Source organism: Niveispirillum sp. CC-CTL257 (genome assembly GCF_059489915.1).
Genome location: NZ_JCAJXE010000001.1, coordinates 2,562,009 through 2,576,737, shown reverse-complemented (window position 1 = coordinate 2,576,737; position 14,729 = coordinate 2,562,009). Strand labels below are relative to the sequence as shown.

Sequence of the window (14,729 nt, the reverse complement as noted above, 5' to 3'; positions counted from 1 at the left end):
ATTTATCCGCATCGTTATGGTCCAGAGCATCTGGCAGTTGCGTTCTGGCGATTGATACTGAACCGATTGCGCCGTGTGTCCCTGAAACGCGATGAGCCTGCGGCCTGCTTTGCGATGAAGCCGGACACCTTCTCTGCAGCGTTCCTGACCGGATCAAGCGCAAGGTGGGCATACCTAGCGGTGGTCTGCACCTGCGTATGGCCCAGCAACTTTCCGATCATTGGCAACCCTTCGCCCAGGAAAAGCGCGCCACTGGCAAACGAATGCCGCAAATCATGAATTCGAACATCGTCCAGCCCCGCCCGTCGCCGAATGCGCCGCCATGGTGGTTGCAAGTCTGTCAGTCTGGCTCCCACCTTTGTGCCTGTTATGACCCACGGATTATCCGGCAGCTTCGGGATTGCACGCAGGACGGCAGCGACAGCGTCGCCGAACAGAACGACTTTGGCACCCGTTTTGGAGTCGGAAAGCCTGAACGCCTTGGCCTGCCAGTCAACATAGGCCCACTTCAAGGTCATGATTTCGCCAAGCCGACATCCCGTCAGCATCAGCAGGCGTATAGCCGCGATAACAGACACGGGTTCCGATCCCGTTGTTTCCAACTCGACCAGTGTCCGCCCCAGCGCTGCATATTCGTCCGCGCTGAGGAAGCGCTCCCGCTTCTCCTCAGGGAACTTCTTCACATGCAGACAGGGATTGCTGCCGTCAGGTCGAAGGCCCCAGACTTCGGCCAAATTGAACATCTTGGATAACACGCCAAGGGTTCTGTTGGCTTGATAGGGGATATGCCGCAGCGAATGGTGAAGTTCTGCAATATCCCGGCGTTGGATGCCCGTGACCCGGCGAGTCCCGATCTTGGGATTGATGAACAGCTCCACCGACCGCCGATACTCATATTGCGTCGAAGGCTTGCAGCGAACGGCGACATGCTCATCCAGAAACCGTTCCCCCAGTCCCTTCATAGTCGGTGACTTCCGCGCCTGATCAAGCTCCTGTACCGGATCACGCCCGTTTTTTGCTTCGGACAGGATTTCATAGGCCCGCGCCCGCGCATGCTCGGCAGTCACGGGGCCATGCTGACCAATCGTGATGAACCGCTGTTGCCCGTTGATCCGGCACTTCACGATGTAGACCTTGCGACCCGTGGGATGGATGCGGACGCCGAACCCACGCAACTCGTCATCCCAAATCACCTTCAGGGTCGGACCGGCAGTCGCAGCATCCACCGACCGCTTGGAGAGCTTTGCCATCATCCATCTCCAGAATCACCGGAAGCGTCATCCTGGCGCTTGGTATCAGCTACCATATAGCTACCAGATGGGATAAAATCGGAACGCTGATGATGGTATATGGTCGTACACAGAAGTCAAAATATCAAAAGTATTATCAGGTATTTAGATGATTTGGACGTATTCAGGAGTACGTCGTCGTATGAATACTTTTCAAACTCATAACCTGAAGGCCGCAGGTTCAAATCCTGCCCCCGCATCCAATTAAGCCCCGACGGAAAAATCCGACGGGGCTTTTTTTATTGCTCGAAACCTAACAGAAAAATATGCGTCCGGCGTCATCATCTGATGACTCAGGGGGCCGTGCGCAAAAAACGGAAATCAACGCCCCGGCGCCAGTCAACGCCAGGCCGGTAAATGCCAAAAGCCACGCAGAATGACGATGGGGGCAGCACGTTCCGACCGAACCGGACTGCCCCTGCCCGCCAGGCTTCAATCCTTCAGCGCAGCGATAAAGCCGGCGGCGCGGGTGGCGACCTCTACTGGTGTGAAGCCGGGGCGATAGAGGGTAGAGCCGATGCCGAACCCGTCCGCCCCGGCGCTGCGCCAGGCGGTCATATTGTCGGGGCTGATGCCGCCGACGGGCAGGACACGCAGGCTGCGCGGCAGCACGGCCCGCATGGCCTTCAGAACAACGGGCGAGGAGCCTTCCGCCGGGAACAGTTTCAGGGCGGTGGCACCGGCATCCAGGGCCGCGAAGGCCTCTGTCGGGGTCATGATGCCGGGCAGGGAGACAAGGCCGCGCCCGGCGGCGGCGGCAATCACATTGCCATTGGCATTGGGGGAGATGATCATGGTGCCGCCGGCGGCCGCCACGGCCTCCACATCCTTTTCCGTCAGGACCGTTCCCGCGCCGATGACGGCCCGTCCCTGGGCAGCGCGGGCCATACGGGCGATGCTTTCCAACGGGTCGGGAGAATTCAGCGGCACCTCAATCAGGGTGAAGCCGGCGCCGATCAGGGCCTCTGCCACGGGTACGGCCTCATCCGGGGTCAGGCCGCGCAGGATGGCGACCAGGGGGCAGCGGGCGAAGGCCGCGTCGAAGGCGGAAATGTGGCTCATCTTGACTGTCTTTCGATGGCAATGATGCCGGCTGGAAATGCGGCATATCTGTTGATCGGGGCGTGTCGGGTGCCCTCACCACCAGGTCGCATACAGGGCGACGAGGATCAGGATGACGCCCACGCCCGCGGCATTGAAGATGGACGGGGTGGCGAAGGATACGCCCTGCATCGTGATGCGGTTGGCGTCGCCCCGGCTTTTCACGACCAAGCTGATGATGACGGCCAGCAGTAGGCTGGCGATGAACACAATGCTCATCCGATTCATGAAGGGGATGTCGGCCGCCCCGATCTTCAAGCCATAGGACAGGACGACAGAGGCGATGGCGGCGGCGATGGCCCCGGCCTCCGTCGCCTTTTTCCAGAAGAGGCCCAGCATGAAGATGACGGTGATGCCCGGCGTGAAGAAGCCTGAGAATTCCTGGATGAACTGGAAGGCCTGATCGGAATTGCCCAGAAGCGGGCGGGCGGTCAGCAGCGCGATGATGACGGCGATGGCCGCCACCAAGCGGCCCACCAGCACCAGATGCTTTTGGGTTCCGGCATTCCCGCCACGCGCCTTGGCATAGAGGTCGAGGGTGAAGATGGTGGCGATGGAATTGATCTTCGATGCGGTGGACGCGATGATGGCGGCGATCAGGGCGGCGAAGACCAGACCCAGCAGGCCGGGCGGCAGCAACCGCATCATGGTGGGATAGGCCTCGTCCGGCTTGGCCAGATCGGGGGCCAGGACGACGGCGGCGATGCCGGGCAGCACGATGATGACGGGCATCAGCAGCTTCAGATAGGCGGCGAAGACCACGCCCTTCTGCGCCTCGCCCAGGCTTTTGGCGGCCAGCGCGCGCTGGATGATGTACTGGTTGAAGCCCCAATAGCTGAGATTGGCAATCCACATGCCGCCGACCAGGACGGCGATGCCGGGCAGATCCTTAAAGAAAGGATGGTCGGGCGCCAGGATCATGTCGAAATGGCCGGGGACCCGCTCTGTCAGAACCTGGAAGCCGGCCAGCACGCCCTGTCCGCCGCCGATCTCCTGCAAGGTGAGGTAGGAGATGACCAGCCCGCCCAGGACCAGCAGGGTGACCTGCACGATATCGGTCAGGGCCACGGCCTTCAGCCCGCCATAGAGCTGGTACAGCAGGGCGAAGGCGCCCAGGGCCACCAACGCGACATTCTGATCGACGCCGGCCACCTTGTTGACCGCGATGGAGCCCAGCCAGATGATGGAGGTGAGGTTGACGAAAATATAGAGCGCCAGCCAGAAGATTGCCATCAGCACCGGCAGCACCCGCCCATACCGCTGCTCCAGGAACTGCGGCATGGTGTAAATCTCATTCTTCAGGAAGATCGGCAGAAAGTACTTGCCGACGATCAGCAGGGTCAGCGCCGCCATCCATTCATAGGAGGCGATGGCCAGACCCAGCGCATAGCCTGATCCCGACATGCCGACAATCTGTTCGGCGGAGATATTAGCGGCGATCAGCGAGGCACCGATGGCCCACCAGGGCAGCGACTTCGACGCCAGGAAATAATCCGACGTGTCCTTGGCATGGCCCGCCTTCTCCCGGCTGACCCATTGCGCCAGTCCGAATATGCCGATGGCGTAGATCACCACCACGATCAGGTCAATCTGTGAAAGACTGGTCATGGTGGGTTCTCCCTTTTGCGTCCGGCTTTATCGGATTATTTTTTCATATATATCTGATTAATTGACCTTGTCCAGCAACTGTGATGGAATTAAGTGGATTCCAAAAGCAGGCAGAGATTAACTATCAACGCGATTGCAAGGGGAAGGTCTGAGTTGGCGAGCGAACTGACGACCCAGGTGGGTATGGATAAGCCCGAACTGGGGCGGAACCTGACCTATGGCCTGCTGGACACCCTGGGCCGTGCGATCGTGACCGGCCGCTATCATCATGAGGCATTCCCGACAGAGGCTGAGCTTGCCAAGCAGCATGGCGTCAGCCGTTCCGTGACGCGCGAAGCCGTGAAGATGCTGACCGCCAAGGGATTGCTGAGCGCCCGTCCGCGCCAGGGGACGGTGGTGCAGCCAACCTCTTCCTGGAACCTGTTCGACACGGATGTGCTGCGCTGGCTGCTGGAGCGGCAATTTTCCATTGAGCTTCTGAAGCAGTTCAATCAGCTGCGCGTCGCGATTGAACCGGAAGCGGCCTCGCTGGCCGCACGTTTCGCCAGCGTGCAGAGCCTGCGTCAAATTAATGAAGGGCTGGAGCGGATGAAAGCGGCGGAGCAGGGGGAGGATGACACGCTGGAGGCGGATATCGCCTTTCATGTCGCCGTGCTGCGCGCGTCGGGCAATCCGTTCTATGCGCAGTTCCGGGAGGTGGTGGCGACAGCGCTGCGCACCTCCATCCGCTTCACCAACCGTATTAAGGGACGCACGGCCAGCGTCGCCGATCACACCGCTGTCCGCGATGCCATCGCCGCCGGCGATGCCGACGGTGCCCGCACCGCCATGCGCCACCTGATCGCCGACGTTCTGACCCTGATCGAACAAGCCGAAGCCAAGGGCGCCGCTATCTGATAAAGCGCACCGTGGACGTCTGCGCCGTCAAAGGCAGACATCGTCCAAGCTGGAATTTTTCAGGGAAAGGTATCAGAGCGCCGGAGCGTAAGTCTTGGACTTGACGCATGTTATGAGTTGGAGCGGGTGAAGGGAATCGAACCCTCGTCGTAAGCTTGGGAAGCTTCCGTATAAAGAGCAATTATCCATTAATTATAATTATTTGAGTTTCCGATGTCTCTACATGTAAGTGATTTTGTAAGCCTTGGGCGCTCCTTATGTGCTGCGTGAGATTTGACGAATCATCTCCCTTCGCCCTACTCGCTGTATACGACGTACCGCCGGGGCGTAATGTTGATGTTGATCGAGCAGCGTAAGGTGATAATCTGTCGCCCCACGCTTCTTCATGAGGGTGTTAAGTTTATGTCGACTGCTGCTATGGACGCCATTTCTAAGCGTTCCGCTCTTGCTAAAGGCTTGAGTGAGCGCCTTGAGAATGAAGCTGAAACGCGGCACAAAATAATTGATACGGTTCTACATGATATTCTGGCATGGCCTCGTAATATGGTTAGGGTTGAGGAATATATCAACCCTGGATACGCTGATTATGTTTTGCTGAAACAGAACGACGATCACTATTTATTTTTGGAAGCAAAAAGGTCTGGTGTATTTTTTTCGCTGCCAGTACCGCATAACCCGAACGAGTTATATTTTTATATATCTATACAAAAATTACTTTCAGATTCGAAAATAAAAACGGCAATGACACAAGTTAGGTCTTATTGCATCGATACTGGGTGTGAATTTGCGGCAATCACAAACGGACATGAGTGGGTGTTTTTTAAGATTTTTGAGAAAGGAAAGAAGTGGGAGAATCTGCAAGCTTTCGTGATCAGAAATCTTCAATTCTTCGAAAAAGAACACACGAAAGCAATTAATAGTCTATCATATACTGCCATCTCTGAGAACTCATCTCTTATCGATCTTCTTTCAAGCTCCCCCCCGCGCGATAGAGATATCTTCATATCGAAAGACAAGATTCCTTCATATTCCCATCCGATAACGGCCAATCGGTTGGCGTCGCACCTCCGGCCAATTGTAAATCATTATTTTGGTGTGATCGGCGACAATGAATCTGAATTCATGGACAGATGCTATGTATCTCAGAGAGATTACCAACATACCTTTGATGGCATGCGGGTTCTAATCCAAGATTCATTGACTCCATATTTTGAGTCATTTGGTGTGCAGCAACTCGAAGACACTGGCCATGGTGGACGACTCGGTGGAAGAATTACAAAAAACTTGAAGAACAAGCGCGAGGGAGAAGTTCTTGTTTTGTTTGGTGGTAAGGGGGCAGGAAAATCCACCTTTATCAAAAGGCTACTGCACCATAACCCGCCTCGCTGGTTACGAGAGCATGCGGTCGTGGCAATTATAGATCTATTGAAAATACCAGAAGACAGAAATGTTATCAGGTCCACAATATGGGATGCGCTTGTTACGGCCTTGGATACTGAATATCTTCTCAGGTCCCCCAGAAATGAATTGTTAAAAAAATTATTCTTTGATCGACATCAAGTCGCTCTTCATCAGGAATTATCTGGATTAGCCGAGAATTCAGAAGCATTCAATATCAAGCTGAATAGCTTGGTTTCTGAATGGAAGGCAGATAAGTCTTATTGTGCAAAGCGATTGGTAGAGTATTGGAAGTCAAAAGAAAAGGGAGTAATTATTGTTATTGATAACACAGACCAATATAGTGGACCGAATCAAGATTTCTGCTTTACGTCTGCTCAGGAAATCGCGAATGATCTTTCTTGTATAACCTTAATCTCTATGCGAGAGGAAAGATTCTACAACTCGAAGATACATGGCGTGCTGGATGCATTTCAGAACGCTGGCTTTCACATCAGTTCTCCAAAACCTGCCGAAGTTTTCCGGAAGCGATTGGACTATGCGATTAACGTTCTGCAGGATGTGCAGAAGAGAACGAGAATAGCAGAGTTCCTCAATGAAAAGACCATACAAGAATGCGCTACGTACTTGACTATTATTAGTAAAGAATTTACTTCCGAAAGCTCACCGTTGAATAGTTTTTTAACTGCATGTGCCCATGGAGACACCCGACTATCATTGGATCTATTTAGAAGCTTTTTGCTTTCTGGCTATACAAATGTCGAGGAAATGCTTTCTGCGGGCGGCTGGAATTTCCAAATTCATCAGGTAATTAAGCCTGTGATGATTCCTAATCGGTATTTTTATGACGAAAAGCTAAGCGACATACCGAATATATACCAGTTAAGGAACAATAGGCATTCGTCTCACTTCACGGGACTTAGGATACTTCGTAAACTGGCGAAGAACATTGATGGAGCAACGCCTGGCTATGTTCCTGTGGCAGCCCTAAAGGCTTACTTTTCAGATACATTCAATATGCTTGATGATTTCAAGCAGAATATGGACGTTTTGCTGAAGAGTGGATTTATTGAGTCAAACAATAGAATTGACTGTTACGATGAGAGTGTTGATAGTATTAAAATTACAAGTTATGGAATGTATATGTATAATGAGTTGGCTTATTATTTCACATATTTTGATCTTATATGTATTGACTGCGGTGTATTTAAGCAAGAGGTTAGCAATTTCCTTGTAGCAGCCGCATGCAAAGAGTATACGGCATTTCAGCGCGACGATCGTGTCGACAGAATTAAGATTCGACTTGATAGGGTGGAGCACTTTATAAATTATCTATATGATCAGGAAAGCGAGGAAAAAGAAAGATTTTCCCTTGGTATGAAGGAAGAGGATATGTTTACACACAAATCATTGCAGTCATTTAATTCAGAGAAGCAAAAAGTGCTGTCTAGCGCTCAAAGGCAAAGAGCAAATCGCGGTGGATGGCCCCGACGACCGCGATATTAGCGGTCCAGCATGGATAAAATATTCAATGTTAGATTGAAAAATTGTTTTAGATCGCTGTCAACACCTTCCGATGCACATACCGCCGGAACGTCGAGTACGGCATGCGGACGCGGCTTTCCCTCGTCAGGCGCTCCCAGATGGCCTTGATGGTCCAGCCATTGGCCAGGGCTTCCTCGATCTGCGGGCGCAGGGTGTAGAGGATGGCCGTATTCCGTTCCCGGCGGGTGGCTTCCGGGTCGGTCAGGCCCTTGCGGATCAGCGATTGGATCAGGGTTTCGCCGTTGAAGTCCATCTTTCTGGCTCCATGATGATCGCCCCGTCACGGGCGACAGGGCAGCCCATTGGGGGCTGGGGTTAATGTCGGGATCGGGCCGTTGAGCAGCACTGCGAGTAAGGCCGTGTCGAGGTGTGGCGCCACACCTCCTATCCTGCCCACCGAATCGCTGCAAAGTTCTGCTAGGCCCTGCGAGGGAATGAGATTTTCCGCAACATGCTGCAAACAAATGAACAAGGGCGGCTTTGTTCACTTCCTTGCAAGAAAGTGCAGATGGGGGCGTTGCCGAGCCGGTTTCGTGCCACGAAAACGCACTTTCTTTCACGCCTTGCTGGCGATGCTGCCGCTCCGCCTGCCGCGCGGTTTGTCCACAGGTGAGGGGTAAGGGTAAGGGATAGGGGAGCCGCACCCGATCCCGCTCCGCGCAAATGGGGAACTGCGCGGGATCGGGTGCGCCTCAACCTATCTTTCTTTATAGGGGGCAAAGCCGCTGCCATTTTGGTCAATTCCGCTGCCCCCCTGGTCAAAGATACTGCCCGTCGGGTAAAGGGCGTTCCCCCTTATCCACAGGGGCTTGCTGGGTGATATTGACCACCTGAATGTTGACGGTGCCGATGGTTACGGTCGTGCCGATCTGGTCGTGTGTGAGGGCACGGCTACGCAGCGTCTCCAGGATTTTGCTCTGCTGCGAGGGGATGTAGGGGAAGGTCGTCACGGCCACCGGGGTCCGGTCTGCGGCGTAATGGCAAATCTGCTCATGCACCAGATAGCGCGACGGGTAATGGGTGCCGACAATCGAGATCAGGCCATTTTCCAGCAGGCTTTGCCGTGCCTTGTAGAAGGTGGGTTTGCTGATGCCGATGGCCTTGCACAGCCGCTCATTGCTGACCTCGGCAAAGCCGGTCTGATAGTCCACATAGCGTTTGATGGCGATGTAGAGCGCAGCGGCGGAGATGTGCATCCGCGCCAACGCGCCGCTGTCCACGATCTGATAGAGGACTTGGAACCAGCCCGTGGCGGGTGGCAGGGCGACAGCTTGGCTCATAGCCGGCCCCCGTCCGCGTTCTCCGCCGTGGACGCCTGGCTACGCTGGGTCAGCCAGGCCGTAATGTCTGACGCGCGGTAGCGGATGCAGCGGGCATTCAGAACAAGATATCGGGGGCTGGTACCCCGTACCCGCCAATGGGCCAATGTCTGCGGGGATATTCCCAGCAACTCCGCCGCTTCCAGGGATGTGTACAGCCTTTCGTCGCCAATCGGCTGACGTGTCGGTTTCTTCCGATAGGACATGATGGAATGCCTGTGTGTTGCTACAGGCTTCCCATCATTGGCATATTTGCTGCGTTGTCGCCCGAAAACATCTACTGTCGATATCTTCGGAGTGTCGATGGCCGGAACTGCTGGTAGGCTAGGTCCACGTAATATACCTCCATAATGTCCACTGCCGCTCTAGCGGCCTTTTCTAGCCGTTTGAAGGCCGAGGTTGGGTCAATGTTTGGATAAATCATCCGCGCCATGTCTCTGTTTAGCTCATGGCTTGCCGGTAAGTTGTTGAGTATCATTATGTATGTTGCGTGGAGGTCATCTCTGAATCGGTAGTTTCCATTTCTTTTGTCTGAAATATTTTGAAAGTATCCCGGCAGCTTTTTAATCAGTAATTTTATTTGCGTGGATAGAATCTCATCTTTTCTAATGAATACAGCAATTCCGTCTTCTAAGGCCCGCATATCGAATTCGTCTAATAAAATATCTGGAACCTCTAGGTGCTTCTTTTTGAATATTATATCAGGAGATTTGGCGCTTCCGCAAAAGACCGGGTGCCGCCTCTCGGAAAAATGTGGTATAATCTCATCCGAAATCCCAAACATTTTGCGTATTTTCTGCTCTGTATCTCGAACAGAGGCTTCATAGGGATGGACATTGTTTCGCTTACTTACCCCCACTAGCTTCTCATGCCATGCGATCTTCCTCAGATAATTAAGCGCCTGATAGCGTTCAAAAGTTGATCCAAAGCGAAAGACATCAATGATGTCGTCTGGAACTGGATTTATTGGCTCAGTGCTTAGAAAATTCTCCCAACCAGACAGGTCTCGTCCCAGCCACTCCCATTGAGTTTGATATTCGTAGAATTTTCTTAAATATTCCCATGCCAGTCGTGCATTCGAATCTTTCCAGATAAAGTATGGATTTGTATTTTCTGGATAGAATGCATCAATGTATGACGGGAAGGAATTTTCGATAATTATTCTTTGATCAAGGTATATTTCATGGATATATTCTGAATGCGCCATAGATATTTCAGGAAAATCTTGTGATCTCGAAGCTATCTTTCTGGCTGATTCCTTGAGATTATTCACAACACGGTCGATATAAACCGGATCGCTCTTAATACATTCGACGTCCTTCGACATAACCTACCGCCCTCTCAAACCTGTTCATTCTTCGGCTTGGTCAAAATCGCCACCCGGTCGGCGGCTCCTCGCAACGCACTGTCGAGAAGATGCGCGTATCGGCTGGTGGTCTTAGCCTGGGTGTGGCCCAACAGCGCCCCCACGACGGGCAGGCTTTCGCCAGACGACACCAGTAGGCTGGCGAAGGTATGGCGGACATCGTGGACCCTGACGCCCTCAATGCCCGCGCGGCGGCATACAGCGGCCCAGAAGGTGCGGATCGTTGTCATGTGGCCGTTGGCCCCATCGCCGGGGAAAACCCATCCTGCGGGCGCTGTGGCGCGCCGGCGGGCATGGGCCTGCTGCTGCCGTCGCTTGTCCAGCACAGCCACCGCTTCCGCTGACAGCGGAACCCGGTGAAGCTTGTTCTGCTTGGTCGTGGCGGCGGGCTTCACCCAGACACCGGCATCAAGGTTCAGATGCTCCCATTGCATCGCCAGCACCTCCCCCACCCGAGCGCCTGTCAGCAGCAACAGGCGAACGACGTCGGCGGAATCCTGGGCCTGACTCTGGTCGAGTGCCTGTTGCAGTCGCCCGATCTCCTCCGGGGTCAGGTACCGTTCCCGCCCCTCCTCACTGTTCCGTTCGATCTTGGTGGCCGGGTTCTCCGATAGCATCCCCCAGCGCTCGGCGGCGGAGAATATGGCGGAACAGAGGGAGACGGCGCGGTTGGCCGCCACGGGGAATTTCTGCGACACCCGATGGTGCAGGTCTTCGATATCCCGGCGCTGGATATCGGTGAGCCGCTTCTGTGCCAGGATTGGCAGGATGTGGTTCTTCAACAGCAGGCGGCGGTTCTTCAAGGTGCCGGGTCGGTTCCGTCGTCCCGCCACCTCGGTTAGCCACCGTTCGGCAAACTCCCCAAACAGCGGATTGGTGTCCGGCTTCACCTCGCGCGCTTCCTTGCGCTCCTGGGCGGGGTCGCGGCCAAGGTCGGCGGTGGCGATGACCTTCCGCGCCTCTTTCCGGGCCATGTCCAGCGGCACCTTGTTGCAATAGCCGATGGTCATGCGGCGTTCCTTGCCGCCACGCACCCGCATCTGCACTACCCACGCCTTGGCCCCGGTGGGTGTCAGGCGCACGGCCAGTCCTGGGACATCCGTGTCCCAGATAAAGCTCTGCCCCTTCTCAGGCGGCGGCATTTCATCAACAAGGGTCTTGGTCAGCCGTACCCTGGACATGGGTCACCCCCAACGCGCTCTCTATCGGCTTACAGGGCTGAGGGCTTTGTAAGCAGGGGCGGGGGTGATTCGTACCGTGTCCGCGATTCTGCTTACGAGCCGGCCATGTAAGTCCGTATGTAAGCTAGCATCGAGCAGATTCGGGCACAACAAGGCACCTTCCGGCATCTCGCGCCGGACCTTAAGTGCTTGATTTTACTGGGAAGTCGTTGGAGCGGGTGAAGGGAATCGAACCCTCGTCGTAAGCTTGGGAAGCTTCTGCTCTACCATTGAGCTACACCCGCGCCGGGACCGTCCTTATAGGGGGTTCCGGTTGTTGGATCAAGGGGCTAATCGTCTGCCGATCGCCCCTTGGCCGACCCGCACGGTTCAGCGCGCCGCGCGCCGCAGACGACGTCGGGACACCGGGGTGTCCAGGTCGGCCCCCTGGGTCAGGGTGGCGAACAGCGGCAGGTTGGTGACCTTGGCGGCGGCGCGGGGGGCGGATGGCGTCGCAGCAGCAGGGGACGCAGCCGTGGCAGCGGCCATGGCGACGGTGGTCCGCAGCTTGGCCGGCTTGGCGCGGCCCACCATGCCGGTCACCCCGGACAGAGCACCTTCGACCAGTTCCAGGCCCTGGAACCGCGTGGGATCGACGGGGCCGGGCAGGGACAGGGCCGCGACCAGATCGCGCTGGAACCCGAAGCGCACATAATAGGGCGCATCGCCGACCAGGATGACGATCCGGTGACCCAGGGCCTTGGCAGCCTCCAGGCTGTGGCGGATCAGCTTACCGCCCAACCCTTCGCTGCGATGGTCGGCGTCAATGGCGATGGGACCCAGCATCAGGGCCTGAACGCTGTTGCCCAGCATCACGGGCCAATAGCGGATGGTGCCCAGCAGCACCTCGTTCCCCGCCTCATCCGTATCGGTCGCGACAAAGCACAGGTCGGCCACGGGGGCGACATTCTTGCGCAGGCGATAAACGGTCTTGGTGTGGCGCTTGGGACCGAAAGAGCTGTCGAGGAGTTTTTCGATGGCGGCGGCGTGAACCGGCTGCTCAAGCGTGATGTTCATACGATTGGGGTTTCCCGGCAAAATGAAATGTGGGGGAGACACTGAAGAAGCGTCTGGCCGGGACCCCCACGCGAATGGCGTCAGGTCCCGTGCACAAGAACCGGCCACCCATGGAAGGGGACCGAGATCTTTCGTCGTCGCAGGGGCGTGAAGCGCAACATCGCGCGGCTCATAAGCAGTTGACCGTGATTTGCTATATGAGGCCATCCGCCCCCCGACGCAAGCGGCGTTTTCATGACGAATGTCCCCTTGAGGCCCCCCTGACCGGATGCGCGCCCGACCAGCCGGGATTGTGCGGCGACCGAACCGGCCTATAATGCTGATCTGCGGGCATGTTTCGCCTGCGGGCCATGATGAAATCCGAGATCAGATCATCGGATCGGAAATGGGACGGGAGGGGCATCATGTACAGCGACACGACACGCGCGATCCGGGTGACGGTGGAGCCACGCTATCTGCCCGACCAATCACAGCCCGCCGAGGGCCATTATGTCTGGGCCTATCATGTGCGGATCGAGAATCTGGGGCAGGAGACGGTGCGCCTGCGCACCCGGCACTGGAAGATCACCGACGCGATGGGCCGGCTGATGGAGGTGCGGGGGCCGGGCGTGGTGGGGGAACAGCCCCTGCTGCGGCCCGGTGAGCATTTCACCTATACAAGCGGCACGCCGCTTTCCACGCCGTCCGGCATCATGGTCGGCAGCTACGGGATGGAAAGCGACGCGGGGGAGAGCTTTGACATTGCCATCCCCGCCTTCTCGCTGGACAGCCCGCATCAGGAACGCCGCCTGAATTGAGGGGACAGCGCCGAAAAATCCCAGCGTCGGGGCGATATCTGAAATCGGCGCTTGAAACATGGGGCGAACAAGCCATCTGCTTCTCCTGCCGGGCCTGTCCTTGACCCTTCGAGGTAGCCCGGCCGGCCGGATCGGGGGAACTGGCCGGTGGCCCGCCGGCCAGGCGGGGCACATGCAAGCCGAACACACACATTGAGGAGTGCATCCCCGTGACCGTGCCCAAGAAGAATGACGACAAGGTCGTGCCGGGTCCCGTCCATGGCCGCCGCGCCGGACCCGCCGCCACCAACCCCAATCTGGTCCGCCCCAGCAAGGCCGAGGCGGAAGCCGCCGTCCGCACCCTGATCCGCTGGGCCGGCGATGATCCCGACCGCGAGGGTCTGGTGGGCACGCCCGACCGCGTGGTCCGGTCCTATGAAGAGTTCTTCGCCGGTTACGAGGTCGATCCCGTCGACCTTCTGGCCCGGACATTCGAGGAGACCGACGGCTATGACGAGATGGTCGTGCTGCGCAATATAAGGCTGGAAAGCTATTGCGAGCATCATATGGTGCCGATCATCGGCAAGGTTCATATCGCCTATCTGCCGCGCAACCGCGTGGTCGGCATCTCCAAGCTGGCGCGTGTGGCCGAGGTTTATTCCAAGCGCCTGCAGATCCAGGAAAAGATGACGGCCCAGATCGCCAATACCATCGACGAGGTGCTGGAACCCCTGGGCGTGGCGGTCGTGATCGAGGCGACGCATCAATGCATGACGACGCGCGGCATCCACAAACCCGGCGTCACCATGGTGACCAGCCGCATGCTGGGCGCCTTCCGCGAGGATGAGAAGACGCGCCGTGAGTTCCTGGCCATGATTGGCAATCCCGCCAGTGGTGGCGAGGGCTGACCCCGCGCCCGATGACGTGACATGAAAAGGGGGCGGCTCTGTCGGGCCGCCCCCTTTATCATTCCGGCTTACGGCCATCGCCCTGCCACTGGAACACGCTTTCCAGCGGCACCTGAAAGACCTGCGCGATACGGAAGGCGGCTTCCAGGCTGGGCGAATATTTGCCCTGTTCAATGGCCGCCACCGTCTGGCGTGTCACGCCGATCCGGTCGGCCAGTTCCTGCTGCGTCATCTCATTGGCATCAAAACGCAGGCGGCGGATCTGGTTGGTGAAGGGCAGCATGG

14 protein-coding genes and 1 tRNA gene are annotated in these 14,729 nt (G+C 56.5%); 4 read left to right on the top strand and 11 right to left on the bottom strand.

Going from position 1 to position 14,729, the window contains the following annotated elements; all coding sequences use genetic code 11:
- Window positions 1-14: 14 nt before the first annotated feature.
- The 3 genes from ABC729_RS12070 to ABC729_RS12060 form a co-directional block, all read right to left on the bottom strand.
- Window positions 15-1,253, bottom strand: coding sequence for a site-specific integrase (locus ABC729_RS12070; RefSeq protein WP_495607814.1), 1,239 nt, complete (start codon window positions 1,251-1,253; stop codon window positions 15-17).
- A 468-nt stretch (window positions 1,254-1,721) separates the two neighbouring features.
- Entirely contained in the window at window positions 1,722-2,351 is a 630-nt protein-coding gene (locus ABC729_RS12065) for a 2-dehydro-3-deoxy-6-phosphogalactonate aldolase (RefSeq protein ID WP_495607813.1), read from the bottom strand.
- A 75-nt stretch (window positions 2,352-2,426) separates the two neighbouring features.
- Window positions 2,427-3,998, bottom strand: a complete 1,572-nt coding sequence (locus ABC729_RS12060; RefSeq protein WP_495607812.1) for a sodium/sugar symporter — start codon at window positions 3,996-3,998, stop codon at window positions 2,427-2,429.
- A gap of 153 nt (window positions 3,999-4,151) precedes the next feature.
- Here ABC729_RS12060 and ABC729_RS12055 point away from each other — a divergent pair, with 153 nt between their 5' ends.
- Both ABC729_RS12055 and ABC729_RS12050 read left to right on the top strand, forming a co-directional pair.
- Window positions 4,152-4,895 (top strand): FadR/GntR family transcriptional regulator, encoded by a 744-nt coding sequence (locus ABC729_RS12055; RefSeq protein ID WP_495607811.1) that lies wholly within the window; start codon window positions 4,152-4,154, stop codon window positions 4,893-4,895.
- A 336-nt stretch (window positions 4,896-5,231) separates the two neighbouring features.
- The gene (locus ABC729_RS12050; RefSeq protein ID WP_495607810.1) at window positions 5,232-7,799 is read left to right on the top strand and encodes a hypothetical protein; all 2,568 of its coding nucleotides are present in this window, start codon (window positions 5,232-5,234) and stop codon (window positions 7,797-7,799) included.
- 46 nt (window positions 7,800-7,845) lie between these two features.
- Here the strand turns inward: ABC729_RS12050 and ABC729_RS12045 are convergent, their stop codons facing one another.
- From ABC729_RS12045 to ABC729_RS12015, 7 genes are all read right to left on the bottom strand, one after another.
- The gene (locus tag ABC729_RS12045) at window positions 7,846-8,091 is read right to left on the bottom strand and encodes a TraK family protein (RefSeq protein ID WP_495607809.1); all 246 of its coding nucleotides are present in this window, start codon (window positions 8,089-8,091) and stop codon (window positions 7,846-7,848) included.
- Between the two features lie 505 nt (window positions 8,092-8,596).
- A complete protein-coding gene (locus ABC729_RS12040; protein WP_495607808.1) occupies window positions 8,597-9,118 on the bottom strand; it encodes a helix-turn-helix domain-containing protein in 522 nt (173 codons plus the stop codon).
- Window positions 9,115-9,363 (bottom strand): helix-turn-helix transcriptional regulator, encoded by a 249-nt coding sequence (locus ABC729_RS12035; protein ID WP_495607807.1) that lies wholly within the window; start codon window positions 9,361-9,363, stop codon window positions 9,115-9,117. Before ABC729_RS12035 ends, ABC729_RS12040 begins: the two co-directional genes overlap by 4 nt.
- A gap of 71 nt (window positions 9,364-9,434) precedes the next feature.
- On the bottom strand, window positions 9,435-10,484 hold the full coding sequence (locus ABC729_RS12030; protein ID WP_495607806.1) for a hypothetical protein: 1,050 nt from the start codon (window positions 10,482-10,484) through the stop codon (window positions 9,435-9,437).
- A gap of 14 nt (window positions 10,485-10,498) precedes the next feature.
- The gene (locus tag ABC729_RS12025; protein ID WP_495607805.1) at window positions 10,499-11,704 is read right to left on the bottom strand and encodes a tyrosine-type recombinase/integrase; all 1,206 of its coding nucleotides are present in this window, start codon (window positions 11,702-11,704) and stop codon (window positions 10,499-10,501) included.
- A gap of 210 nt (window positions 11,705-11,914) precedes the next feature.
- Window positions 11,915-11,988: transfer RNA gene (locus tag ABC729_RS12020), tRNA-Gly, on the bottom strand.
- 85 nt (window positions 11,989-12,073) lie between these two features.
- Window positions 12,074-12,760 (bottom strand): GNAT family N-acetyltransferase, encoded by a 687-nt coding sequence (locus tag ABC729_RS12015; RefSeq protein ID WP_495607804.1) that lies wholly within the window; start codon window positions 12,758-12,760, stop codon window positions 12,074-12,076.
- Between the two features lie 404 nt (window positions 12,761-13,164).
- Here ABC729_RS12015 and apaG point away from each other — a divergent pair, with 404 nt between their 5' ends.
- Together apaG and folE are read left to right on the top strand one after the other, a co-directional pair.
- Window positions 13,165-13,557, top strand: coding sequence for a Co2+/Mg2+ efflux facilitator ApaG/CorD (gene apaG / locus ABC729_RS12010; protein WP_495607803.1), 393 nt, complete (start codon window positions 13,165-13,167; stop codon window positions 13,555-13,557).
- Window positions 13,558-13,799: 242 nt separating this feature from the next.
- The gene (gene folE, locus ABC729_RS12005; RefSeq protein WP_495608675.1) at window positions 13,800-14,444 is read left to right on the top strand and encodes a GTP cyclohydrolase I FolE; all 645 of its coding nucleotides are present in this window, start codon (window positions 13,800-13,802) and stop codon (window positions 14,442-14,444) included.
- 58 nt (window positions 14,445-14,502) lie between these two features.
- Here the strand turns inward: folE and ABC729_RS12000 are convergent, their stop codons facing one another.
- On the bottom strand, window positions 14,503-14,727 hold the full coding sequence (locus ABC729_RS12000) for a helix-turn-helix transcriptional regulator (RefSeq protein WP_495607802.1): 225 nt from the start codon (window positions 14,725-14,727) through the stop codon (window positions 14,503-14,505).
- Between the last annotated feature and the right edge of the window lie 2 nt (window positions 14,728-14,729).

Coding starts and splice junctions, on each gene's coding strand:
- ABC729_RS12065 (WP_495607813.1), bottom strand. CDS start 2,351: ATGAGCCACATTTCCGCCTTCGACGCGGCCTTCGCCCGCTGCCCCCTG.
- ABC729_RS12015 (WP_495607804.1), bottom strand. CDS start 12,760: ATGAACATCACGCTTGAGCAGCCGGTTCACGCCGCCGCCATCGAAAAA.
- ABC729_RS12050 (WP_495607810.1), top strand. CDS start 5,232: ATGTTGATCGAGCAGCGTAAGGTGATAATCTGTCGCCCCACGCTTCTT.
- ABC729_RS12070 (WP_495607814.1), bottom strand. CDS start 1,253: ATGATGGCAAAGCTCTCCAAGCGGTCGGTGGATGCTGCGACTGCCGGT.
- ABC729_RS12040 (WP_495607808.1), bottom strand. CDS start 9,118: ATGAGCCAAGCTGTCGCCCTGCCACCCGCCACGGGCTGGTTCCAAGTC.
- ABC729_RS12025 (WP_495607805.1), bottom strand. CDS start 11,704: ATGTCCAGGGTACGGCTGACCAAGACCCTTGTTGATGAAATGCCGCCG.
- ABC729_RS12060 (WP_495607812.1), bottom strand. CDS start 3,998: ATGACCAGTCTTTCACAGATTGACCTGATCGTGGTGGTGATCTACGCC.
- ABC729_RS12045 (WP_495607809.1), bottom strand. CDS start 8,091: ATGGACTTCAACGGCGAAACCCTGATCCAATCGCTGATCCGCAAGGGC.
- ABC729_RS12035 (WP_495607807.1), bottom strand. CDS start 9,363: ATGTCCTATCGGAAGAAACCGACACGTCAGCCGATTGGCGACGAAAGG.
- ABC729_RS12030 (WP_495607806.1), bottom strand. CDS start 10,484: ATGTCGAAGGACGTCGAATGTATTAAGAGCGATCCGGTTTATATCGAC.
- ABC729_RS12000 (WP_495607802.1), bottom strand. CDS start 14,727: ATGCTGCCCTTCACCAACCAGATCCGCCGCCTGCGTTTTGATGCCAAT.
- apaG (WP_495607803.1), top strand. CDS start 13,165: ATGTACAGCGACACGACACGCGCGATCCGGGTGACGGTGGAGCCACGC.